The sequence below is a fragment of the Nonomuraea sp. NPDC050790 genome (genome assembly GCF_044456745.1).
Lineage (GTDB): Bacteria > Actinomycetota > Actinomycetes > Streptosporangiales > Streptosporangiaceae > Nonomuraea.
In genome coordinates this window covers 868331-891897 of record NZ_JBITGF010000001.1, presented here as the reverse complement: position 1 = coordinate 891897, position 23567 = coordinate 868331, and the positions used below count along the sequence as shown (strand labels likewise).

The following is a 23567-nucleotide window of genomic DNA, read 5'->3' as shown; positions in this document are numbered from 1 at the left end:
GGCGTTCGGGCGGTGCCACGCGCCGCGATTGCCCACTTGTCCCAGCCGCACGGCCCGGGCTTGCCCCGTTGCGCCCCGGAACGCCGGTCCCCGGCCACCCCAACCTTCCCGGATCCCGGCCACCCCACCGCGTCACCGACCCCGGCCACCCAGCCCTCCCCCGGCCACGGCCACCGAACGCGCCTGGGACCGGACAAAGCGGTCAGGGGCACGAGGGACTGGCTGGTGGCCGAGGGACGGGTGGCCGGGGGCGGGGCAGGAGGGCGGGTCAGCGGCGGGTCAGGCGGAGGACGTTGGCGATGATCTTGGCGCCGGCGTCCCCCTCCGCCGTGAGGATGGACTCCGGGTGGAACTGGACGGCGTAGCGCCGGTTGGCCGGGTCCTCGATGGCCATCACGTTGCCGTCAGGGGTCAGCGCGGTCGGGGTGAAGGAGACCACCCCGGGCCGCTTGGCGTGCAGCGAGTGGTAGCGGGCGGCCGTGAACGTCTCGGGCAGCCCCTCCAGCAGGGCGCTCTCACCCAGCCGCGACACCTGCCCCCGCTTGCCGTGCTCCGGGTAGCCCAGGAGTTCGAGCGTGCCCCCGGCGTGCTCGACCATGGCCTGCAGCCCCAGGCACACCCCGAAGACGGGCAGCCCCCTGGAGTACAGCTCGTCGATCAGCGCCGCCATCCCGAAGTCGGACGGCCACCCCGGGCCGGGCGACAGGACGACGAGGTCGGGGGCGATCGTGTCGATCAGCGCGGCGGGGAAGCCGTGCCGCAGCGTGGTGACCTCGGCGCCCTGCTGGCGGAAGTAGTCGGCGAGGGTGTTGACGAAGGAGTCCTCGTGGTCGACGAGCAGGACCTTCATGCCGAGCCCCGGCTGCTCGGGGACGGGAGGCGCGGGGACGGAGGCGGGCTGGTTGACCGCCTCCAGCGCGCCGAGCAACGCGCTGGCCTTCAGCTCGGTCTCGCGCTCCTCGGAGTCGGGGTCGGAGTCGAACAGCAGCGTCGCCCCGGCCCGCACGGTGGCCACGCCGTGCTTGATCTGGGCGGTGCGCAGGGTGAGCCCGGTGTTCATGGAGCCGTCGAAGCCGATGAAGCCGATGGCGCCGCCGTACCATCTGCGCGTGGTGGCCTCGTGGTCCTCGATGAACTGCATCGCCCACGTCTTGGGGGCACCGGTCACGGTGACGGCCCACATGTGGGTGAGGAAGGCGTCGAGGGCGTCGAACTCGGGGCGCAGGCGGCCCTCGATGTGGTCGACGGTGTGGATCAGGCGGGAGTAGAGCTCGATCTGGCGGCGGCCGATGACCTTGACGGTGCCGGGCACGCAGATGCGCGACTTGTCGTTGCGGTCGACGTCGGTGCACATCGTCAGCTCGCTCTCCTCCTTGACGGAGGACAGCAGGGTGCGGATGGCCTCGGCGTCCTCGACGGGGTTGGAGCCGCGGGCGATGGTGCCGGAGATGGGGCAGGTCTCCACGCGGTCGCCGCTGACGCGCACGTACATCTCGGGTGAGGCACCGACGAGGTGCTCGCCCTCGCCGAGGCTGATGATGAACTCGTACGGGGCCGGGTTGGACCGGTGGAGAGTGCGGTAGAAGGCGGGCGGGTCGGTGCAGACGGAGTGGAAGACCTGGCCGGGCACGACCTCGAACAGGTCGCCGCGCTTGAACTTCTCCTTGGCCGCGGCCACGACCTTGGCGTAGGAGCCCTTCTCCGGGTTGGGCGGCACCTGCGTCGGGACCACCTGCGGCACCGACGCGCCGGTGCGCTCCAGGCCGCGGGTGGACACGCCGTCGACGGTGAACTCGTAGCGGTACTCGACGCTGGTCTCGCGCTGGCGGTCGATCACCACGAGCCGGTCGGGCAGGTGCAGCACCAGGTCGCGCTGGTCGTCGGGGCGGGTCAGCTCGTGCCGGATCGGCTCGAACTGGAAGGCCAGGTCGTAGCCGAAGGCGCCGTACAGGCCGAGGTGGGCGTCCTCGCCGGCGAAGGCGGCGATCACCTCGCGGATGGCGGTGAAGACGGTCGGGCGGCGGCTGCGCAGTTCCTCGGGCAGCAGCTCGTCGCTCTCGGCCACGTGCACCTCGACGCGGTCGGCGGTCGGCTGCGCGACCGGCTTGCCCGCGGCCAGCAGGCACGTGGCCAGCACGGGCAGCACGACCCTGCCGCGCTCGTTGAGCGCGGTCGCGCTGATCCGCCGCCCCCTGGCGACGAGCTCGACGCACGGGTCGACATAACCGAAGGCCCACCGGCTGTAGCGGCCCGGGTAGTCCATGCCCGAGGAGAAGGCGCCGCCGCGCCGTTCCCCGAGCGCGCTCACGATCTCCTCGAGCGCCTCCTCGGGCACCTCACGCGTCTCCCGCTCGACATGGACGCCACCGGCGGTCGTATATCCGCTCGTCTCCACTGCCTGCCCCTTGCTAACCCAATGAGCCCCGGAGGCGAGACAACAAGGGCCGCCTTCCGGGGCGGCCGTCGTTGAGGAATGCGAAGTACGCGCCGCCTAGGAGCGACGCCACCACTGGCTCTGCAAGCCGATTCGCATGCAGGGATGCTAACACGCCTGGCCGGGGTCATGACCATGCCGTGCCCCCTGACGCGGCAGCCGTTCGGCTAAGGGCGGGTTAGGGGCTCGCACGTGGTGACAAGCCCGAGTCAAGCACCTAACTTCAGCGAGTATGGAGCGCGCCTTCGCCTGGCGGCCCGTCACCGCGATCGCTCTCGGCACGGCCGCGATCCTGGTGGCTTTAAGCGGGGCCTACGACTATCACCGCGACGAGCTGTACTTCCGCATGCTCGCCGAGCATCCGGCTTGGGGCTACGTCGACCAACCTCCGCTCACCCCGATGCTGGCGCGTGCCGCCATCGGGTTGTTCGGCGACACGCTCACCGCCATCCGCATCCCCGCCGCCGTGTGCGCGGCGGTGCTGCTGGTACTGGTGGCCCTCATCGTCCGTGAACTCGGCGGCGGCCGGTTCGCGCAGATCCTGACCACGCTGGGGGTGGCGACGGCGGGATTCGTCCTGATCGTCGGCCACTCGCTGCTGACGCTCAGCGTCGACCTGCCGCTGTGGGCGGCGGCCATCCTGTTCGTGCTCAAGGTTCTGCTGCGCGAGGAGCCCCGCTGGTGGCTGGCCGCCGGCGTGGTGATCGGGGTGGCCACCTACAACAAGCACCTGATCGCGCTGCTGGTCATCGGCCTGGCGGTGGGACTGCTCGCGGTCGGGCCGCGCCGGGTGCTGCTGAGCCCGTGGCTCTGGGCCGGGGCGCTGATCGCGGTGCTGCTGGCCGTACCGAATCTCGTCTACCAGATCACGAACGGCTGGCCGCAGCTGAAGATGGCGGCGGCGCTCAGCGCCGACAAGGGCGCGGAGATGCGCGCCCTGTTCCTGCCGATGCAGGTGCTGCTGCTCGGCCCGGCGGCGGCGGTGGTGTCGGCGTTCGGGTTCGTGCGGCTGTGGCGCGACCGGCGGGTGCGGGCGCTGGCGGTGGCCTATCCGGTGACCGGGCTGCTCACGGTGCTGTCGGGCGGACGTCCGGACTACATCACCGGGCTGATGGTGCTGCTGTTCGCGGCGGGCTGCGTGGGCCTGGAGGCCGCGCGCCCGCGCTGGCGGGTGGCGGGGACGGCGGCGCTGGCGGTGGTGGCGGCGGGCAACCTGTTCATCGCGCTACCGCTCCTGCCCGCCAAGGAGGTGGCGCAGACGGTGATCCCCGAGGCCAACCAGGTGGTCCGCGAGTCGCTGGGCTGGCCGAGCTTCGCCGCGCAGTTGCGCACGGTCTTCGACAGGCTCTCGCCCGAGGAACGCTCGCGGGTGATCCTGCTGATGGGCAACTACGGCAACGCGGGCGCGGCCGACCGCGCGGGCCTGCCGCGCGTCTACAGCGCGCACAACCAGTTGTTCGAGTACGGCCCGCCCCCCGAGACCGGCACCGTGGTCATCGCCGTGGACGTGATCAGGTGGGCCATGAACAAGCAGTTCGCCAAATGCGACGAGGCCGGCGAGATCGACAACGGCCTCGACCTGGACAACGAGATCCAGGGAATGGTGATTTTCGTGTGCCGTGGCCTGAAGATCCCGTGGAGCGAGGGCTGGCGTAACTTCCAGCATTACAGCTAGAAAACCCGAATTACCACTTTGACTCTTGCCAACTTGACCGTGTCGACTCACGCTCTCCACATGGTTGTCAAGATCGCCTGGCGAGCGGCCCTCACGGGGGCCGCTGCCGCCCTGTGCCTCCTGCTCCCCCAGGGCGTGGCCCTGGCCGCACCCGAACCCGACAAGATCGACAAGTCCGTGCTGGCCGACCTGAAGGCCGATGACAAGGCGACCTTCTGGGTCAAGATGAAGGGCGAGGCCAACTTATCCGCGGCCCGCCGGGCCACCTCGAAGGACGCGAAGGCCGCCGCGGTCTTCAAGACCAAGAAGGGGCACGCCGCCTCCGCCCAGGCGGAGCTGCGCAGACTGCTGGCCGCGCAGAACGCCGAGTTCGCCCCCTACTGGATCGTCAACGCCGTCCGCGTCACCGGCGCGGGGGTCAAGCTCGCCGGCGCGATCGCCGACCTGCCGGAGGTCGAGAGCATCCTTCCGGTACGCACGCTCGCGATCCCGAAGCCCGAGCAGGGCAGGGCGGAGGCCAGGACGAAGGCCGCCGTCGAGTGGAACGTCGACCGGGTCAACGCGCCACGGGTGTGGAGCGAGCTCGGCAGCAAGGGTGAGGGCATCGTCGTCGGCCACATCGACTCCGGCGCCGACTTCACCCACCCCGAGATCGCCGCGCAGTACCGCGGCCGGGGCCCCGACGGCTCCTACGACCACGACTACAACTGGTTCGACCCGGCGGGCATCTGCCCGAGCCCGGCGCCGTGTGACAACAACGACCACGGCACCCACACGATGGGCACCATGGTCGGCGCGAACGGCATCGGCGTGGCGCCCGCCGCGCGCTGGATCGCCGCCAAGGGCTGCGAGACCGACTTCTGCAGCGACGAGTCGCTGATCAGGTCCGGCCAGTGGATGGCCGCCCCGACCGACCTCAACGGCCAGAACGAGCGGCCCGACCTGGCCCCCGACATCGTCAACAACTCCTGGGGCGGCCCCGGCTTCGACCCCTGGTACAAGACGATCGTGGAGTCGTGGATCGCCGCCGGCATCTTCCCCGCCTTCTCCAACGGCAACGCCGGCCCGGCCTGCACCACCAGCGGCTCCCCCGGCCAGTACGTGATCAGCTACAGCGCGGGCGGCCTCGACATCAACAACGCCCTGTACGCGCGCTCCAGCAAGGGCGCGGGCGAGAACGGCGAGATCAAGCCGAACATCGCCGCCCCCGGCGTGAACGTGCGCTCCTCGGTGCCGGGCGGCGGGTACGCGGCCTTCACCGGGACCTCGATGGCCTCGCCGCACGTGGCCGCGACGGTGGCGCTGATGTGGTCGGCCGCCCCGAGCCTGCAGGGGAACGTGGAGGCGACGCGGCCGCTGCTCGACAGCACGGCGATCGACGTCGACGACACCAGTTGCGGCGGCACTGCGGCCGACAACAACGTGTGGGGCGAGGGCCGGCTCGACTCCTTCGCCGCGGTCCAGTCCGCGCCGCGCGACGGGCTCGGCGACCTCAGGGGCACCGTGACGGCCGGCGGCGCTCCGGTGGCGAACGCCGAGGTCAGCCTGACCGGCCCGCTGACCCGCACGGTCTTCACCGGCGAGGACGGCACCTACGCGGTGCCGCGCCTGCTGCCCGGCGACTACCAGGTGAGCGCGAGCAGGTTCGGCTACACCGCGGGCACCGCGAACGTGACCGTGGCGGCCGGGCAGACGGCCACCGCGGACGTCACGATGACCCGCAACGAGTCCGGCACGGTCTCCGGCCTGGTCTCGATCGCGGGCCGGCCCGAGCCCGGCGCGACGCTGGCCGTGGCCGGCACGCCGGTCCAGGCGGTCACCGGCGCCGACGGCCGCTACCGGTTCACGATCCCGCACGGCACCTACGACGTGACGATCACGCCGCGCTCGCGCTGCGCGACGGCCTCGACGACCGTCCAGGTGACGGTGGCCGGTGACGTGGTCAAGGACGTGGACCTGCCGCTGCGCGGCGACGGGTTCGGCTACACGTGTGAGAGCCGGGCGCTGCCGTACGTGGAAGGGACGGAGAAGCTGGCGCTGACCGGCGACGACGAGGCGCAGCAGGTGACGCTGCCGTTCACCTTCCCGTTCTACGGCGCCGCGCAGACGAAGGCGTGGATCACCACGAACGGCTACGCCTCCTTCGCCGCCGAGAAGGTGACCACCGGCTCCAACGGCACGCTGCCGACCACGGGCACGCCGAACAACGCGCTCTACGCCTACTTCGACGACCTCGTGGCCGACGCCGAGTCGGGCGTCTACACCGCCACGCAGGGCGCCGCGCCCAACCGCGTCTTCGTGGTGGAGTGGCGCAACGTGAAGTTCTACTCCGACGCCGCGATGCGGATCTCGGTGTCGATGCTGCTGGGCGAGAACGGCACGGTCTCCTACCGCTACAAGGACATCGAGAGCGCCCGCGAGCAGGGCAACAGCGCCACGATCGGCGTGGAGAACGCGGCCGGCACCGACGCGCTGCTGTACTCCTTCAACACCGCCGCGGTCTCCTCCGGGCAGGCCGTGACGGTCGCGGCCACCCGGCACGGCCTGGTCACGGGCACGGTCACCGACGCCAACGACGCCAGGCCGATCGCGGGCGCGACGGTGAAGGTGGGCGAGGCGGCCACGTTCACCACCGGCCAGGACGGCACCTTCTACGGCCAGGTGCCGGCCGGCGACCACAAGGTGGAGGTCTCCAAGGAGCACTACGGCACGTTCACCCAGGACGTCACGGTCGCGCCGCTGGCGTTCACCCGCGTGGACACGGCGCTGATCACCGGCGCGGTCAGCGCCTCGGTGGGCGAGCTGGCGGTGGTCATGCCCACGGGCGTCACGCGCTCGCGCTCGTTCGAGCTGACCAACCTCGGCGCGCCGGCCGACTACACCGTCACCAGCGACGCCGCCTGGCTCACCGCCGCGCCGGCCGCCGGCCGCCTGGCCAAGGGCGAGAAGGCCACGGTGAACGTCACGGTCAGCAGCCAGGGCGTGCAGCCGGGCACGGTGCGGGCGGGCAAGCTCACGGTGAAGTCCAACAGCGGCCGCCAGCCGGTGCTGGAGATCGCGGTGAACGTCGTGGTGCCCAAGCACCAGGTGGCGCTGGACGTCGGCGCCTCCAGGCAGGCCACCGACGCCCAGGGCGACGTGTGGGCGGCCGACCGCAAGTACACCCAGGGCGGCCACGGCTGGGTGGCCAACCAGAACCGCACCGCCGACACCCGCAGGACCATCGCGGGCACCACGGAGCAGACCCTGTTCCGCACCGCCCGCGAGAACCTGCTGGAGTACCGCTTCGACAACGTGCCGAACGGCACCTACACCGTCGAGCTGGGCTTCGCCGAGATCACCTCGAAGCGTCCCGGGTCCCGGGTCTTCGACGTGATCGTCGAGGGCCAGCTCGCCGTACCCGCGCTCGACCTGGCCCTGGAGGTGGGCACCTACACGGCGGCGAACCGCTCGTACACCGTGAAGGTCACCGACGGCCAGCTCAACGTGCGCTTCGCCAGGCGTGACGGCCAGCCGATCGTCAACGCCGTGCGCATATCCGAGCGTCCCGACAAGAACTAGCCGGGCCGCACCGGCGTCAGCCCCGGCCGCTTGGGGCTGACGCCGTCGCCGGAGGAGCGGCCGTGCAGGCGGCGGTTGATCCACGGTCCGAGGAACTGCCTGGCCCAGCGCAGGTCCTCCCGCCGGGCGTCGGTCCATACGGGCGGGCGCCGCGGCGGGTACGGCTCGCGCCAGTCCTGCCCGACCGGCACCCCGAGCGTCTCGGCGGCGGCCAGCGCCACGCGGCGGTGGCCGTCGGCGTTGAGGTGGAGCCGGTCGGAGTTCCAGGCACGCGGGTCGCGCAGCACGCCCATCGGCCACAGGTCGACCAGGTGGGCGCCGTAGCGGCGGGCGATGTCGTGGATGTGGAGGTTGTAGACCTCGATCTTGCTGTGCGCCAGCCGCATGACCGGCACGTGCCGCAGGTCGAAGCCGGTGAACAGCATCACCTGGGCCCCGGCCTCGGTGAGCGTGCGCACCCCCTGCTCCAGCCGCCTGGCGACGATGGCGGGCCCGCTGCCGGGCCGCAGGATGTCGTTGCCGCCCGCGCACAGCGAGACCAGTTCGGCGCCCATGGCGACGGCCAGCGGCACCTGCTCGCCCACGATCTCGTCGATGATCCGGCCGCGCACCGCGAGGTTGGCGTAGCGCAGTCCCGGCTGGTCGGCCTCGAGGTGCTCGGCGAGGCGGTCGGCCCAGCCGCGGAAGCCCGCGTCGGCCGGGTCTTCGAGTCCCTCTGTGAAGCTGTCCCCTAGGGCGACGTATGAAGAAATTCGTCCCATGACCGGATAGTTTGCCGCGAATGTCAGGCCCTACGCGACCGTAGGTCGATCCGGCGGGCGTTCCCGGACGAATGAGGAGGCAAAGTCCCGACAAAAGGAGCACACCTCATGCGCACGACACTGGCCGTCAGCGCCATCGTGGCCTGCGCGGGCGCCGGCCTGGCCGCGCCCGCGCTCGCCGACGCCTCCCCCAGGCGCGACGTCGCGAGCCTGCGCGTCGCCGGGCTGACGATCGACGGCAGGCTGGTCACCTTCCGCGCCGACCGCCCCGGCTCCGTCACCGACGCCGGCCGCATCGACGGGCTGAAGGGCGACAAGAAGGTCGTCGGCATCGACTACCGCGTACAGGACGGCAAGCTGTACGCCGTCGGCGACCAGGGCGGCGTCTACACGCTGTCCGGCCGGGCGCAGGCCGCCAAGGTCTCCCAGCTCAGCGTCGCCCTCGACGGCAAGAACTTCGGCGTCGACTTCAACCCCGCCGCCAACCGGCTGCGCGTGGTCAGCGACACCGGCCAGAACCTGCGCCACAACATCGACGACCCGATGGGCGCCCCCGCCGCCGGCACGACCGCCACCGACGGCAGGCTGACCAACCCGCCCGTGCCGCCCGCCACCACTGGCGCGACCGCGCTGGGCGTGAGCGGCGCCGCCTACACCAACAACGACCTGGACGCGACGACGGCCACGACGCTGTTCGACGTGGACACCACCGCCGACCAGGTCTCGGCGCAGTCCCCGGCCAACGCCGGCAACCTCGCCCCGACCGGCAGGCTCGGCGTGGACGCGGGCCCCTCGGCCGGCTTCGACATCTACACCACGCTGCGTAAGGGCGTCGCCGTCGCCAACGCCGGGTACGCGGCGCTGCGGGCCGGCGACTCCTACCGCTTCTACGCGGTCGACCCGCTGACCGGCGCCGCCACCCAGGTGGGAACGTTCCCGTCCCGGCGCCAGGTCATGGACGTCGCCCTGCCGCTCGACCAGCGCTGAGGCCCGCGCGCACCCGCCCGGAACCCGCCTCCGGGCGCGAATCCCCCTTGTCCCCCCGCCTGCGTGTCTGTTACCCGTTGAGGTATGCGGGGGAGATTTCCGGTACGTGTCACCAGGGACCTGTCCGTCCCGATGCCCGACGGCGTGCGGCTGCTGGCCGACCACTACGCGCCCGTGGGGGCGCCGCGTGCGCCCGTCGTGCTCATCCGTTCGCCATATGGCCGCAGGGGCGCCTTCGGCTGGATGTTCGGCCGCGGCTTCGCCCGGAACGGCTTCCAGGTCATCATGCAGTCCTGCCGGGGCGGTTTCGGCTCCGGCGGGCTGCTCGACCCGCTCGGCGACGAGCACGACGACGGCCTGGCCACCGTGGCCTGGCTGCGCGAGCAGCCCTGGTACGGCGGCAGCTTCGCCACCTTCGGCCCCTCCTACCTCGGCTACACCCAGTGGGCCATCGCCCCCTACGCGGGACCCGACCTGAAGGCGATGGCCACGCAGATCACCGCCTCCCAGTTCCGCGACGCCGCCTACGTGGGCGGGGCGTTCGCGCTGGAGTCGGCGCTGAGCTGGACGACATTGACCGACGCGCTGCCGCGCCGCTTCGGCGGCACCGCGATGCTGACCGCGCCCCGGCTGACGCGGCGGGCGGTGCTGTCCGGGCGGCCGATGAGCGAGCTGGACCTGGTCTCGGCCGGGCATCCGCTGCCGTTCTACCAGGATCTGCTCGCCCATCACGGCGACCCGGCGGCGCCGTACTGGGCCAAGCGCGACTTCTCGCCCGACGTGGCCGACGTCGGCGCGGCCGTCACGATGCTCGGCGGCTGGTACGACGTGTTCCTGCCCTGGCAGATCAAGGACTACCTGACGATGCGCAGGGCGGGGCGGCGGCCGTACCTGACGATCGGGCCCTGGTACCACGTGGACATGCGGCACGGCCGCCCCGCCATGGCCGAGGCCCTGGACTGGTTCCGCGCCCACCTGCTGGGCGACTTCTCCGGGCTGCGGGCCGACCCGGTGCGGCTGCACGTCACCGGCGCGGGCGAGTGGCGCGACTATCCGGACTGGCCGGTCCCGGGGACGCGGACGCGCCGCTGGCACCTGCGGTCCGGGTTCGGGCTGGATCCCGCCGCGCCCAGCGAGGAGGGCTCCGGCCGCTTCCGCTACCACCCCGCGCACCCGACGCCCGTCATCGGCGGTCCGGTGCTGCTGGCCGACTCCCGGCCGCGCGACCAGCGCCGCCTGGAGGCCCGCCGCGACGTGCTCGTCTACACCTCCGCGCCGCTGCGCGCCGACACCGAGCTGATCGGCCCCGTGGCCGCCGAGCTGTCGGTGCGCTCCAGCGCGCCGTGCACCGACGTGGTGGTGCGGGTCTGCGACGTGCACCCGTCGGGCGCGTCCATGAACATCTGCGAGGGGGTACGGCGTACGCTCGCCGGCCCCGAGGACATCCGGCGGGTCGAGGTGGACCTGTGGCCGATCGCGCACCGCTTCAGGCGCGGCCACCGCATCCGCGTCCACGTGGCGGCCGGGGCCTACCCGACGATCGCCCGCAACCCGGGCACCGGCCACCCGATCGCGGGCGCCGGGCCCATGGTGCCGGCCGACGTCGAGGTCCTCCACTCCCCCGACCATCCCTCCGCCGTGCTCCTGCCCGAGGTGGGCGGCGCGTCGAGCATCTAGAGTCGGGTCGTGCGCGCGTCCCGGTTGATGTCGGTGATCCTGCTGCTCCAGGGGCGGGGCGGGATGACGGCCGCGGAGCTGGCCGAGGAGCTGGAGGTCTCCGAGCGGACCGTCCACCGCGACGTGCTGGCGCTGGCCGAGGCGGGCGTCCCGGTCTACGCCGACCGGGGGCGGCGCGGCGGCTACCGGCTGCTGGAGGGCTACCGCACCCGGCTGACCGGGCTCGACCGGGCCGAGGCCGAGGCGCTGTTCCTGTCGGGCGTGCCGGGTGCGCTGCGCGAGATGGGGCTGCAGGAGGTGGCGGCCACCGCCCGGCTGAAGGCCGCGGCCGCGCTCTCGCCCGGCCTGCGGGACGCGCCCGCGACGGCGGCCCAGCGTTTCCACCTGGACGCGCCGGGCTGGTTCGCCGGTGACGACCCGCCGCCGGCCGCGCTGGCGCCGCTGGCCAGGGCGGTGTGGAGCGATCGGGTGGCCGAGCTGGCGTACAAGGGCAGGCAGCGGACGCTGCATCCGTACGGGCTGGTGCTCAAGGCGGGCGTCTGGTACCTGGTGGCGCACGCGGGGGACTTCCTGACCTTCCGCGTGGACCGGGTGGAGGCGGTCACGGCGCTGGAGGAGGGCTTCGCCCGCGATCCCGGCTTCGACCTGGCGGCCTACTGGCGGCGGCAGTCGGCCCGTTTCGCCCGGTCGCTGCTGCGCGAGACCGTCACGCTGCGGCTCAGCCCGGCCGGGGTGCGCATGCTCCGCCACATCGCCGACCCGGCCGCCCTGGAGGACGCGCTCGCCTCGCTGGGCGAGGACGGGACGGTCGAACTGGGTGTGGAGTCGGTGCGGGTGGCGTACTCGCAGGTGCTGCGCTTCGGGCCGGAGGCGGAGGTGCTGGGGCCGCCGGAGCTGCGCGCGATGGTGCGGGAGGCCGTCCTGCGGACGGCCCGCCTCTACACCGGCGACGCCTAGCGGTAGTCGGCCGCGTCGGCCTGCTTGCCGCCCTCCTCCACCTCCTCGATGTAGCGCCACACGTCCGGCCTGCTGCCGTCGAGGTCGGTGAAGCCGTAGACCTGGGCCAGGCTGCCGCTGTCGAGCGACTGGCCGCTCCAGCGCATCTTGTCCGGGTCCTGGGCCAGCGCCACCACGGCCCGGCCGGCGAAGGCCGGGGTCTCCGACACCGCCCAGGTGGCGTTGTTGGGGATGTGGTCGCGCCAGGTCTCCTCGGTCACGTCGAAGTTCTCCAGCATCGCCTCCGAGCGCAGGAAGCCGGGCGTGAGCGCCACCGCGGCGCAGCCGTGCTCGCGCAGGTCGTGCGAGAGCGCGTACGCCAGCCGGACGACCGCGGTCTTGGCCTGGTCGTAGAAGAGGGAGAGCCGGTAGTGGTCGTCGTTGTACTTCTTGGTGCCGTCGGTGACCTCGACGACCAGGCCGCCGGGCTTCCTGGACAGCAGCGGCAGCGCGTAGTGGCTGGTGATGATGTGGGTGTCGATCGCCAGCCGGAGCAGGCGCAGCCCGTTGTCCAGGTCGTGCTCCCAGACCGGGACGTTCCACTGGGTGAGCCGGTCGCCGCCCCACACGTCGTTGACCAGGACGTCGAGCTGGCCGTGGTCGCGCTCGATCCGCTCCACCAGCGCCTTGACCTGCTCCTGGTCGAGGTGGTCGACCCGGACCGGGATGCCGGTGCCGCCGGCGGCGGTGACGAGGGCGGCGGTCTCCTCGATCGTCTCCGGCCTGTTCATCTCCGAGCGCTGCGAGCCGCTGGACCTGCCGGTGCAGTAGACGGTGTAACCGGCGGCGCCCAGCTCTACGGCGATGCCCCGGCCCGTGCCTCGGGTGGCCCCTGCCACCAGTGCGATGTTCATGCGGACCACTCTGCGCGGAAAAGAGGACACCTCATGTCAAGTTTTCCGGAGGAGTTCCCCGTGATAAGTAAGGAGTTACCATGAATGAGGAGTTCGAGCTTCGCGGGGTCAACCATCTGGCGCTGGTCTGCTCCGACATGAAGCAGACCGTCGGCTTCTACTCCGGCGTCCTCGGCATGCCGCTGATCAAGACGATCGAGCTGCCGATGGGCTGGGGCCAGCACTTCTTCTTCGACGCCGGCGGCGGCAACGCGCTGGCCTTCTTCTGGTTCCCCGACGCGCCCGAGGCGGTGCCCGGGGTGTCGGCGCCCAAGGGCCTGCCGGACCGGGGCGAGCTGCTGTCGGCGGTCGGCTCCATGAACCACGTCGCCTTCGACGTGCCCCCCGACCGGATCGAGGAGTACCGCGACCGCCTGATCGCCAAGGGCGTGGACGTGGGCGTGCTGCTCAACCACGACGACAGCGAGTTCGGCGTCGCCGCCGACAACCACGAGGGCGTGTTCGTGCGCTCGATCTACTTCAAGGACCCCGACGGCATCCTGATCGAGTTCGCCTGCTGGCAGCGGGAGCTGGGCCGCGAGCAGGACGTGCGGCACGAGCCGAGGACCGCCGCCGACCGGACCGTCTGACACCGCGGGCGCGGCACCCGGGACATCTCGGCGAGCCCACCCGATCACCAGGCCCTGACCGCGCGCCCTGACCGTTCGTCGCGAAGAGCCGACCGTTCGCCGATCCATGCCCGGCTTCCCGGACGAACCTCACTAATGTCACGTCGGATGACGCCCCGCTCGCCATCCCCCCATTGGTCTAGAAATAGGCCAAAACGTGATGTATCAGTCATTGGGCTGCCGATGTTGTGACGCTAATGTCCCCTCACCCGCGTACCACTGTCACACCGGAGGGGTCATGGCCGAGCCGCCATCTCGCACCGACAAGAGCCCGTGGAACTGGCTGCTGATCGTGCCGATCGTGCTGCCTCTGTGCACGTTCCTGTTCAACGCCGACGAGCCCCGGCTCATGGGCTTCCCGCTGTTCTACTGGCTGCAGCTCGCCTTCATCCTCGTCGGCGTCGCCTGCACCGTGGTCGTCTACAGGATGACCAAGTGAGCGGGCACACGACCGAGCTGGTCGTCTTCATCGCACTGTTCGCCCTGGTCAGCGGCATGGGCTTCGTGGCCGCCCGCTGGCGCAAGCCGCAGGACATCGAGAGCCTCGACGAGTGGGGTCTCGGCGGGCGCAACTTCGGGAGCTGGATCACCTGGTTCCTGGTCGGCGGCGACCTCTACACGGCCTACACCTTCGTGGCGGTGCCCGCCCTGGTGTTCGGCGCGGGAGCGCTGGGCTTCTACGCGGTGCCGTACACCATCGTGATCTATCCGCTGGTCTTCCTGGTGCTGACCAGGCTGTGGTCGGTCTCGCACGTGCACGGCTTCGTCACCCCGGCCGACTTCGTGCGGGCCCGCTTCGGCTCGCCCACGCTCGCCCTGGTCGTGGCCATCACCGGGCTGGTCGCCACCATGCCCTACATCGCGCTGCAGCTCGTCGGCATCGAGGCCGTGCTGCAGTCGATGGGCGTCACCGGCCACTGGCCGATCATCGTCGCCTTCGCGATCCTGGCCGCCTACACCTACCAGTCGGGCCTGCGCGCGCCGGCGCTGATCGCCTTCGTCAAGGACTCGCTGATCTACATCGTGATCCTGGCCGCGGTCATCTACATCCCGATCAAGCTGGGCGGCTGGGGCAACATCTTCGACGCGGCCGCGGCCAAGTTCGACAAGAGCCCCGCGCCGGGCGACGGCACCCTGCTCAACGCCGGCAACCAGCTCCAGTACATCACGCTGGCCTTCGGCTCCGCGCTGGCGCTGTTCCTCTACCCGCACAGCCTCACCGGCGTGCTGGCCGCCAAGAACCGCTCGGTGATCAAGCGCAACATGTCCGCGCTGCCCGCCTACAGCTTCCTGCTCGGCCTCATCGCCCTGCTCGGCTACATGGCGATCGCCGCCGAGACCAAGCCCGTCATCGGCGAGAACGGCAAGCCGATCGGCAACACGGTCGTGCCGGTGCTGTTCGACAACATGTTCCCCGACTGGTTCGCCGGCGTCGCCTACGCCGCGATCGCCATCGGCGCGCTGGTGCCGGCCGCCATCATGTCGATCGCCGCGGCGAACCTGTTCACCCGCAACATCTACCGCGAGTACTTCAACAAGCACGCCACCGACAAGCAGGAGGCCACGGTCTCCAAGCTCGTCTCGCTCGTGGTCAAGGTCGGCGCGGTGCTGTGCATCCTGCTGCTGGACCCGCAGTTCTCCATCGACCTGCAGCTCATCGGCGGTGTGATCATCCTGCAGACGCTCCCGTCGGTGGCGCTGGGCCTGTACACCCGGTGGTTCCACAAGGGCGGGCTCATCGCCGGCTGGGCGCTGGGCCTGGCGGCCGGCATGTGGATGCTCTACACCATCCCCAACCCCGCCTCCGGCAAGCTGCACTTCGGCGGCTCGGCGTTCTCGCTGGGCGAGCTCGGCTTCGACACCAAGACGACCGTCTACGCCGGCATCCTGGCCCTGGCGGTCAACCTCCTGGTGGCCGCGCTGGTCACCGTGGCCCTGCGGGCGGCCAAGGTGGCCGACGGCGAGGACGGCACCCGCCGCGACGAGTACTTCGCCGACGAGGGCGACCCCCGGGTCAAGGACCTGGACCTGTCGGCGCCGCACTGATCCCCCGCGCGGAGGCAACGTTGATGCAACCTCCGCAGGAACACCGTGGACAAATGGGTACGCCCCGTCCGTCGCCCCCGTGCAGACGGTACGTGCCCAGGTTCGGGCGGGCGGTCGCCCACACCATGCCCGCCCGCCTGAACCTCCCGCCGGTACCGCGCCCGGCTCACGTGTAGCCGGGGTTGGCCACGTCGAGCTTGGCGCGCACGGCCGCGGTGAGGGCGGCGAGCAGCTCCGGGTCGTCGGCCCGGCCCTCCCTGATCCTGGCGGCCAGCTCCGCGTCGTCGCCCACGCCCAGCCCGGCCAGCCGTTCCGCGTGCTCGGCGGCCTGGGCGGGGCCGAGCTCGATCTCCCGCTCCACCATGCCGAGCACGTTGATCGCCACCCGCGTGTGGAAGCGGACCCGGCCCTCGACCGCCGGCAGCACGTCGGCCTCCAGGAACTGCCTGACCGCCGCGACAAGCTGGGCCGCGTCGGGCACGTCGTGCGGCGCCGCCATGGCGCCTCCTCTCCACCGGGATGTGGGAAAGTGACCGCTTATCCGTTGACCGGGCAACGGATAGACGGTGTGATCCTTTCATGAGCTTCGCCGTACCCGACAGCGTCCGGCCGGTTCGCGACGCCGTCCACGCCTTCATGACCGAGCGGGTGGAACCCGCCGAGCCCGCCCTGTGCGAGGGCGACGCGGGCACCCTGCGCGAGCTGCAGGAGGAGGCCAAGAAGGAGGGCCTGTGGGCACTCGGCCACCCGCGCGAGCTGGGCGGGGGCGGCCTGCCGTTCCTCGACTACGTCTACGTCAACGAGGTGCAGGGACGCAGCGAGTTCGGCCAGCTCGCCCTCGGTACGTTCACGCTGCAGGACTCCCTGATGCTGCACGAGCATGCCTCGCCCGGCCAGCGTGAGCGCTACCTGGAGCCGCTCGTGCGCGGCGACATCTGGCCGAGCTTCGCGATGACCGAGCCGGACGTCTCCAGCAGCGACCCCACCCAGATCCGGACCGCCGCCGTGCTCGACGGCGGCGAATGGGTCGTCAACGGGCACAAGTGGTTCACCACCGGCGCCTCCCGGGCCGCCTACACCACCGTGATGTGCCGCACCGAGCAGGACGCCCCGCCCCATCTGGCCTTCTCCATGATCCTGGTGCCGACCGACACGCCCGGCTACACGATCGTCCGCGAAACGCCGGTGCTCGGCCTCGGCGGCGCCCACTGCGAGGTGCGCTACGACGACGTCCGCGTCCCCGCCGCCAACCTCCTCGGCGAGCGCGGCCACGGCTTCGTCATCGCCCAGAAGCGGCTCGGGCCCGGCCGGATCTTCCACTGCATGCGCTGGCTCGGGCAGGCGCAGCGGGCCTTCGACCTGATGTGCCGCCGCCTGCACGAGCGCACGGCCTTCGGCGAGCCGCTGGCCAAGAAGCAGCTCATGCGCCAGCACGTCTTCGACTCCTACACCGAGATCCAGTCGGCGCGGCTGCTCACGCTGCACGCGGCGCAGGCGGTGGACGCCGGTTCCGACGCGCGCGTCGAGATCGGGGCGATCAAGGTGGTGGGAGCGCGCATGCTGCACAACGTGATCGACCGCGCCATCCAGGTGTACGGCGCCGCCGGCCTGACCCCGGACACGCCCCTGGACCGGATGTACCGCCACGCCAGGGCCGGACGCATCTACGACGGGCCCGACGAGGTGCACATCGACTCGGTGGGGCGGAGGGTCCTGGGCGCGTACGCGAGCGGCGGCTCGTGGGAGTTCGGCCTGCGATGAGCGAGCGCGAGGAAGGGCGGGCCCGGGTGGCGGCCATCGTGCGGGACGCGCTGGGCCCGGGGGCGGCGGTGCGCTCCGGCGCCCGGCTGCCCGGCGGCGCCTCCCGCGAGACCTGGTCCCTGGAGGTGGACACCCCGGCCGGCCCCCGCGCCCTGATCCTGCGCCTGGACTCCCCCGGCATGTCTTCGCAGACCGGCGCTTCTCCGCAGACTGGCGACTCACCCCAATCCGGCGGCTCACCCCAGAATGGCGACTCACTCCAGAATGGCGGTTCGGCGCAGAGCGACGGTTCCCCGCGGAGCGGTGGTTCCGCGCGGAGCGGCGGCTTTCTGGGCGGTTCGCTGGAGGGTGAGGCGGTGCTGATGCGTGCCGCGGGCGAGGCCGGTGTGCCGGTGCCGGAGATCGTCGCCGCGGGCGAGTCCTACATCCTCATGGCGCGCGTCGAGGGAGAGACGATCCCGCGCAGGATCCTGCGCGACGACGCCTACGCGCGGGCCCGGCCGCTGCTGGCCGCGCAGTGCGGCCGGGCCCTGGCGGCGGTGCACCGGATGCCGCTCGACGCCCTGCCCGCCCAGGAGGACGGGGACTCGCTGGCGCGCTGGCGGGACGTGCTGGATCTGACCGGGCAGCCGCATCCGGTGTTCGAGCTGGCCTTCCGCAGGCTGGCGGCGACCCGCCCCAACGGCTCGCGGCGGACGGTGGTGCACGGCGACTTCCGCAACGGGAACCTGATCGTGGGCCCCGAGGGCGTGCGCGCCGTCCTCGACTGGGAGCTGGCCCACGCCGGAGACCCGGTCGAGGACCTCGGGTGGCTGTGCGTGAAGGCGTGGCGGTTCGGGGAGAAGCCCCCGGTCGGCGGCTTCGGCGCCTACGACGACCTGGTCGCCGCCTACGAGCGGGCCTCGGGCCACGCGGTGGACCGGGAGGCGCTGCGCTGGTGGGAGACGTTCGGGGTGCTGAAGTGGGGCGTCATCTGCGTCATGCAGACGATGCGGCACCTGGCCGGCGGCGCGCGGTCGGTGGAGCTGGCCGCGATCGGCCGGCGCGTGTGCGAGAACGAATGGGACCTGCTCCAGCTGATCGGCTGAAAATGCGTTGCGGACGCCAGGACGGCACCGCACGCTTGCCGGGTGGCCATTCTCGAGGCAGCACACCTCGCCAAGCGGTTCGGCCCCGTCACCGCGGTCCACGACCTGAGCCTGACCGTCGCGCCGGGCGAGGTGGCGGCGCTGCTGGGGCTCAACGGCGCGGGCAAGTCCACCACCCTGCACATGCTGCTCGGGCTGATCACCCCAGACGCGGGCAGCGTCAGGCTGTTCGGGAAGGACCTGGCCCGCCACCGCACCGAGGTGCTCAGCCAGGTCAACTTCGCCGCGAGCTACGTCGACCTGCCCGGCGTGCTGCTCGTGACGGAGGTCCTGGACGCCTTCGCCCGCCTCTACGCCCTGCGCAGGCCCGGCGCGCGGGTGGCGGAGATGATCGAGCTGTTCGAGCTGGGCCCGCTGGCCAGGCGCCCGCTGATGGCGCTGTCCTCCGGCCAGCGCACCCGGGTGCAGCTCGCCAAGGCGCTGCTGAACGCGCCGCGGCTGCTCGTGCTCGACGAGCCGACCGCCAACCTCGACCCCGACGCGGGCGACCGCATCAGGGGCCTGCTCGGCGACCTGTCCAGAACGTACGGCACCGCCATGCTCATCACCTCCCACAACATGCGCGAGGTGGAGCGCATGTGCGACCGGATCCACTTCATGGCCGGCGGCAGGATCGTGGCCGCCGGCAGCGCCGCCGAGCTGGCCGGCGCCTACGGTGCGGCCGACCTCGAAGAGGTCTTCCTGAAGGTGGCACGCGGATGACGACGCTCTCCCTCCCGCCGCTCGGCTGGGCGGCCCGCCGTACCCGGATCATCGGGGTGGTGCGGCGGGACTTCGCGGCGCTGCGGCGCAGCCCGATCAGGATGTTCGAGATCCTGTTCTGGCCCACGGTGGAGCTGATGCTCTGGGGCTTCGTGACGCTGTTCCTGCGCACGCAGCGGGTGCCGTTCGTGGTGGCGTTCCTGCTGGGCGGGGTGCTGCTGTGGCAGGTGCTGCAGAAGGCCAGCAACGAGATCTCCATCGCGTTCCTGGAGGACATCTGGTCGCGCAACCTGCTGAACGTGCAGGTCTCGCCGCTGTCGAGCGTGGAGTACCTGGCGGGGCTGGTGGTGTTCTCGCTGGGCAAGGTGGTCTTCGCCGTCTCGGTGATGGCCGGGCTGGCGTTCGCGCTCTACGGGTTCGGGGTGGGCGCGTTCGGGGCGGGGCTGGCGCCGTTCATGGGGCTGCTGCTGGTGCTCGGCTGGTCGCTCGGGCTGGTGGGGATCGCCGCGGTGCTCAGGTTCGGGGAGAACGCGCAGGTGATCGCCTGGTCGCTGGTGTTCGTGGTGCAGCCGCTGGCCGGGATCTTCTATCCGATCGCGGTGCTGCCCGCGCCGCTGCAGACGGTGGCGTGGTTCCTGCCCGCCTCGCACGTCTTCGAGGGCATGCGGACGGTGATGGCCGGCGGGCCGCTGCCGTGGGATCGGCTGCTGTGGGCGGCGGGGCTCGACGTGGTCTGCCTCGGGCTGGCGCTGGGACTGTTCGCGTGGGCGCTCAGGTACGCGCGGGCCCACGGGAGGCTGTCGCGGTTCGGGGACTGAGCGGGGTCGTGGCCAGCGTGGCGACGATCACCTCGGCCAGGCCGTCCACGACCTGCGCGGGGTCGACGCCGGGGTGGTCCAGCCACCAGTCGGCGGTCGTCTGGACCATGCCGATGAAGGCGTGGCCGAGCACCTGGGCGCGTACCGGGTCGGGGGTGACGCCCTCGGCCACCAGCACCTGGGCCAGCTCCTCGCCGAGACCTCTGACCAGCGAGGTCATGTGGCTGCGGATCCTGCTGTCCTCGGCGCTGGCCCGGTGGAACAGGAAGCGGTAGAGGTTGTCGTTGGCGCCGATCAGGTCGAGGTAGACGGCGATCGCGGCGCGGGCGCGCGAGCGCAGGTCGCCGCCGCCCTCGGTGAAGCGCGGCCGGAGCTGGGCGATGACGGTGCGCACGTGGCGGTCGGCCAGCGCCTGGTAGAGGCCGCTCTTGTCGCCGAAGTGGCGGTAGAGGATGGGCTTGGTGATGCCCGCCTCCGCGGCGATGGCGGCCATGGAGACCTCGTGCCCGTCCCGCTCGATCACCCGGTCGGCGGCGTCGAGCAGCGCCCTGCGGCGGTCCGGGCTGCGTCCCCTCACCCGGCAAGGATAGATCGTTCCCGGCCGCGTAACACCGCCGACGTCGTGAGCAGCGCGCCGACGACCGTGTAGAGGCCGGTGACCCCGGCCAGGGTGCCGGGTGGCTCGCCCGGCGGCGCGCCCCAGCGGGGCAGCCCCGCCGCCACCTGCAGCGCGAGGTCGAGCCGCGTGGCGAAAAGGGCGCCGAGGGCGACGAGCGGCAGCCCGCAGACCACCGCGGCCAGCGGGGACAGCCGCTGCCATCCGGTCAGCAGCCCGCCCAGCGCGGCCACGGCGCTCAGGTAGCCGAACCCGGCGGGGCTCGGCCCGAAGCCGGTGTAGCCGGCGCGCAGGGCCCGCGCGCCGGCCTCGGTGAGGTAGTAGACGGCGGGCAGCGCGAGCAGGCCCACCAGGGCGGCGGCCACATGACGTCCCACGTCTCCATGCTCCCGTGGAACCCGGACAATGTCTCGATCTTGCGACAGACCGCCGGGAGTACAGGCTTTAGCGTGGATACATGACTAACAGTGGCACTGGTCCTGGTTCGATCACACCTGACGGCTCCCCTGTTGAGTTCTATCTCCTGATCGAGCCGAACGGCGAGCCCGAGATCGTCAGCGCCGCGCTCGCGCCGGGCTCGTCCATCCTCGAGATCGGGTCGGGCGTCGGCCGGCTCACCCATCCCCTGCTCGCGCTCGGCTACGACGTCGTCGCCGTGGACGAGTCCGCGGACATGCTCGCCCACGTCCGCGGCGCGCGGACCGTGCGGGCGCGGGCGCAGGAGCTGCGGCTGGAGCGTGTGTTCGACGCGGTGCTGCTGGCCTCGCACCTGGTCAACACCGCCGATGACCAGGCGCGCCGCGAGCTGCTGGCCGCCTGCGCGCGGCACCTGCGGCCCGGCGGCGTCGTCCTCGTCCAGTGGACCCCGGCCGAGCAGCACGACGCGTGGGAGGTCGGCCGGGGACGCACGACGGGCAACCTCAGCATCACCACCGCGGCCGTGGAGCCGGTGCGGCCCGGGGTGATCGCCTCCACGATGCGCTACACCCAGGGCGAGCGGGTCTGGACCCAGTCGTTCTGGTCGCGGCGGCTCACCGACGACGAGCTCCGGGCCGAGCTGGAGGCCGCCGGGCTGCGCCTGGACCGGTTCCTGACCGATGACCGCACCTGGGTGCTGGCCGTGCGGGAGTGAGCCTCAGTAGGACAGGCCGTGCCGGAAGGGGTAGAGCGGGTCGCCGGTGCCCGGCACGTCGGACGGGCTCGCCTCGACCGCCGCCATCGAGCGCGGCAGCTCGTACGGCAGCCGCCCCTTCGGCTCGGCCCGCCCGAACAGCACGTCCAGCAGCGCCCGGTCGCTCGCCCCGTAGTCGGCGACCACGGCGGCGGCCCCCTCGGCGATCTCGGGGAAGACCGCGGGCCGCTCCAGGTAGACGTCCACGACAGTGGGCACGGTGCGCTGCAGGCGGGCGATCCGCTCGATCTCGGCCGCGGGGAAGGCGAGGCTGCCGGAGTGGAAGAACGCCTCGAAGGCGCCGGGCCTGTCCTCGTACGGCGCGGCCAGCCGCACCACGGCAACGTCGGCCTCCTCCGGCGTGTCCACGACCTTGGCGTAGCCGGCGGCCACCTCGGGGTCCACGCCCTCGGCGTACAGCCGCACGCCCTCGGCCAGCGGCAGCGGGCCGTTCTTCAGCAGCGTGAGCGAGGCCGTCTGCGCGGCGAACCCGGCCCGCGCGAAGTCGGCCCGCCCGACGATCTCCTCGGCCAGGTCCGGGTCCACGAAGGGCGCGTCGAACAGCCCGAGCGTGAACTTCTCCCGCAGCACCCGCCGCACCGAGTCGTCCAGCCGCCCGGCGCCGATCCGCCCCGCCTCGACCAGTTCGACCAGGAGCTCGGGGCACGCCTCGCCGCCGAACTGGTCCACGCCCGCCTCGACCGCCTTCAGCATCCGCTCCGCGGGCGTGAGGTGCTCGACGCCCCAGGCGCGGGCGGGCATCTCCTGGCCCATGATGACGGAGTCGGTGATCAGGCCCCAGTCGGTGCAGACGATGCCGTCGAAGCCGTGACGTTCGCGCAGCAGGCCGGTGATGACGCCCTCGTTGAAGCCGAAGCCGACCTCCTCGTGCTCGGTGCCGACCGGCATGCCGTAGTAGGGCATGATCTGCGAGGTTCCGGCGTCGATGGCGGCCTCGAAGGGCCCGAGGTGGTGCTCGAAGAGGCCGCCGGGGTAGACCTGCTCGCGGCCGTGGGCGAAGTGGGGGTCCTCGCCGTCCTTCTGCGGCCCGCCGCCGGGGAAGTGCTTGGTCATGCAGGCGACGCCGCCGGGGCCGAGGCGCTCGCCCTGGAAGCCGAGGATGTAGGCGCGCACGAGGCGGGAGGTGAGCTCGGCGTCCTGGCCGAAGGTGCCGTTGGCGCGTGACCAGCGGGGTTCGGTGACCAGGTCGATCTGGGGGTGGAGGGCGACGCGGATGCCGACGGCCAGGTACTCCTGCCGTGCCATGTCAGCGAATGTCCGGACCAGTTCCGCCGAGCCGATCGCCGCCAGCCCCGGCGGCTCCGGCCACTGCGAGAACGCCCCGGCCATCATCGAGGTGCCCGGGTTGCTGGAGAAGGAGTGGCGCGGGTCGGTCGAGAACGTCACCGGGATGCCCAGCCGGGTCGCCGCGGCCCGCTCCTGCAGCGCGTTGTGCCACTCGGCCATCGCGCGCGGGGAGCCGCCGCCGAGCACGTTGAAGTGGTTCATGTGCTTGCCGTCGATCATGCTCTCGGCGGTCTCGGCCCCCGGCGGCGGCGCGAACCAGGAGATGGTGTGGAACAGCAGCCCCGCCTTCTCCTGGAGGGTCATCCTGGCCACGAGGTCGTCGACCCGGGCCGCGGTGGGGAGTGAGGGGTCCTTGTAGTTCATGGCGTGATTATACGTATCATC

20 protein-coding genes are annotated in these 23567 nt (G+C 71.9%); 13 read left to right on the top strand and 7 right to left on the bottom strand.

Going from position 1 to position 23567, the window contains the following annotated elements:
- Positions 1–268: 268 nt before the first annotated feature.
- On the bottom strand, positions 269–2395 hold the full coding sequence (locus tag ACIBEJ_RS04080; protein WP_397181102.1) for an anthranilate synthase component I: 2127 nt from the start codon (positions 2393–2395) through the stop codon (positions 269–271).
- Positions 2396–2666: 271 nt separating this feature from the next.
- Between ACIBEJ_RS04080 and ACIBEJ_RS04075 the strand changes: the two genes are divergently transcribed.
- Together ACIBEJ_RS04075 and ACIBEJ_RS04070 are read left to right on the top strand one after the other, a co-directional pair.
- Positions 2667–4109 (top strand): glycosyltransferase family 39 protein, encoded by a 1443-nt coding sequence (locus ACIBEJ_RS04075; protein ID WP_397181101.1) that lies wholly within the window; start codon positions 2667–2669, stop codon positions 4107–4109.
- Between the two features lie 60 nt (positions 4110–4169).
- Positions 4170–7670 carry a S8 family serine peptidase gene (locus ACIBEJ_RS04070; RefSeq protein ID WP_397181100.1) on the top strand — a complete coding sequence of 1167 codons (3501 nt, stop codon included), beginning with the start codon at positions 4170–4172 and terminating at the stop codon, positions 7668–7670.
- Here the strand turns inward: ACIBEJ_RS04070 and ACIBEJ_RS04065 are convergent.
- Positions 7667–8431: an SGNH/GDSL hydrolase family protein gene (locus tag ACIBEJ_RS04065; RefSeq protein WP_397181099.1), complete on the bottom strand. Its 765-nt coding sequence runs from the start codon at positions 8429–8431 to the stop codon at positions 7667–7669. The genes ACIBEJ_RS04070 and ACIBEJ_RS04065 overlap by 4 nt on opposite strands.
- A gap of 108 nt (positions 8432–8539) precedes the next feature.
- On the opposite strand from ACIBEJ_RS04065, the gene ACIBEJ_RS04060 reads away from it, so the two are divergent.
- From ACIBEJ_RS04060 to ACIBEJ_RS04050, 3 genes are all read left to right on the top strand, one after another.
- Positions 8540–9418: a DUF4394 domain-containing protein gene (locus ACIBEJ_RS04060; RefSeq protein ID WP_397181098.1), complete on the top strand. Its 879-nt coding sequence runs from the start codon at positions 8540–8542 to the stop codon at positions 9416–9418.
- Positions 9419–9502: 84 nt separating this feature from the next.
- Positions 9503–11095, top strand: coding sequence for a CocE/NonD family hydrolase (locus tag ACIBEJ_RS04055; protein WP_397181097.1), 1593 nt, complete (start codon positions 9503–9505; stop codon positions 11093–11095).
- A 9-nt stretch (positions 11096–11104) separates the two neighbouring features.
- Positions 11105–12052, top strand: coding sequence for a helix-turn-helix transcriptional regulator (locus ACIBEJ_RS04050; RefSeq protein WP_397181096.1), 948 nt, complete (start codon positions 11105–11107; stop codon positions 12050–12052).
- On the opposite strand, the gene ACIBEJ_RS04045 is transcribed toward ACIBEJ_RS04050, so the two are convergent.
- Positions 12049–12945: an SDR family oxidoreductase gene (locus ACIBEJ_RS04045; protein ID WP_397181095.1), complete on the bottom strand. Its 897-nt coding sequence runs from the start codon at positions 12943–12945 to the stop codon at positions 12049–12051. The two genes, ACIBEJ_RS04050 and ACIBEJ_RS04045, sit on opposite strands and share 4 nt — an antisense overlap.
- A gap of 80 nt (positions 12946–13025) precedes the next feature.
- Here ACIBEJ_RS04045 and ACIBEJ_RS04040 point away from each other — a divergent pair, with 80 nt between their 5' ends.
- The 3 genes from ACIBEJ_RS04040 to mctP all read left to right on the top strand — a co-directional run bounded on the left by ACIBEJ_RS04040 (position 13026) and on the right by mctP (position 15659).
- Positions 13026–13574, top strand: a complete 549-nt coding sequence (locus tag ACIBEJ_RS04040) for a VOC family protein (protein ID WP_397181094.1) — start codon at positions 13026–13028, stop codon at positions 13572–13574.
- Positions 13575–13851: 277 nt separating this feature from the next.
- Positions 13852–14052 (top strand): DUF3311 domain-containing protein, encoded by a 201-nt coding sequence (locus ACIBEJ_RS04035; protein ID WP_397181093.1) that lies wholly within the window; start codon positions 13852–13854, stop codon positions 14050–14052.
- On the top strand, positions 14049–15659 hold the full coding sequence (gene mctP, locus ACIBEJ_RS04030) for a monocarboxylate uptake permease MctP (RefSeq protein ID WP_397181092.1): 1611 nt from the start codon (positions 14049–14051) through the stop codon (positions 15657–15659). The genes ACIBEJ_RS04035 and mctP overlap by 4 nt, the downstream gene beginning before the upstream one ends.
- Before the next feature lie 166 nt (positions 15660–15825).
- Here the strand turns inward: mctP and ACIBEJ_RS04025 are convergent, their stop codons facing one another.
- Positions 15826–16158, bottom strand: a complete 333-nt coding sequence (locus ACIBEJ_RS04025) for a DUF6285 domain-containing protein (protein ID WP_397181091.1) — start codon at positions 16156–16158, stop codon at positions 15826–15828.
- Positions 16159–16238: 80 nt separating this feature from the next.
- Here ACIBEJ_RS04025 and ACIBEJ_RS04020 point away from each other — a divergent pair, with 80 nt between their 5' ends.
- Genes ACIBEJ_RS04020 through ACIBEJ_RS04005 form a run of 4 tightly spaced genes read left to right on the top strand, consistent with a single transcriptional unit; the run spans position 16239 to position 20088 of the window.
- Positions 16239–17420 (top strand): acyl-CoA dehydrogenase family protein, encoded by a 1182-nt coding sequence (locus tag ACIBEJ_RS04020; protein WP_397181090.1) that lies wholly within the window; start codon positions 16239–16241, stop codon positions 17418–17420.
- Positions 17417–18508, top strand: coding sequence for a phosphotransferase family protein (locus ACIBEJ_RS04015; RefSeq protein ID WP_397181089.1), 1092 nt, complete (start codon positions 17417–17419; stop codon positions 18506–18508). The genes ACIBEJ_RS04020 and ACIBEJ_RS04015 overlap by 4 nt, the downstream gene beginning before the upstream one ends.
- 42 nt (positions 18509–18550) lie before the next feature.
- On the top strand, positions 18551–19270 hold the full coding sequence (locus tag ACIBEJ_RS04010; protein WP_397181088.1) for an ABC transporter ATP-binding protein: 720 nt from the start codon (positions 18551–18553) through the stop codon (positions 19268–19270).
- Positions 19267–20088, top strand: a complete 822-nt coding sequence (locus ACIBEJ_RS04005) for an ABC transporter permease (RefSeq protein WP_397181087.1) — start codon at positions 19267–19269, stop codon at positions 20086–20088. Before ACIBEJ_RS04010 ends, ACIBEJ_RS04005 begins: the two co-directional genes overlap by 4 nt.
- On the opposite strand, the gene ACIBEJ_RS04000 is transcribed toward ACIBEJ_RS04005, so the two are convergent.
- Positions 20042–20665: a TetR/AcrR family transcriptional regulator gene (locus ACIBEJ_RS04000; protein ID WP_397181086.1), complete on the bottom strand. Its 624-nt coding sequence runs from the start codon at positions 20663–20665 to the stop codon at positions 20042–20044. The genes ACIBEJ_RS04005 and ACIBEJ_RS04000 overlap by 47 nt on opposite strands.
- A complete protein-coding gene (locus ACIBEJ_RS03995; protein WP_397181085.1) occupies positions 20662–21081 on the bottom strand; it encodes a hypothetical protein in 420 nt (139 codons plus the stop codon). Before ACIBEJ_RS03995 ends, ACIBEJ_RS04000 begins: the two co-directional genes overlap by 4 nt.
- A gap of 80 nt (positions 21082–21161) precedes the next feature.
- On the opposite strand from ACIBEJ_RS03995, the gene ACIBEJ_RS03990 reads away from it, so the two are divergent.
- Complete coding sequence (locus ACIBEJ_RS03990; RefSeq protein WP_397181084.1) at positions 21162–21836, top strand: class I SAM-dependent methyltransferase; 675 nt, start codon at positions 21162–21164, stop codon at positions 21834–21836.
- Between the two features lie 3 nt (positions 21837–21839).
- Here the strand turns inward: ACIBEJ_RS03990 and ACIBEJ_RS03985 are convergent, their stop codons facing one another.
- On the bottom strand, positions 21840–23546 hold the full coding sequence (locus ACIBEJ_RS03985; RefSeq protein ID WP_397181083.1) for a glycoside hydrolase family 3 protein: 1707 nt from the start codon (positions 23544–23546) through the stop codon (positions 21840–21842).
- Positions 23547–23567 lie beyond the last annotated feature (21 nt).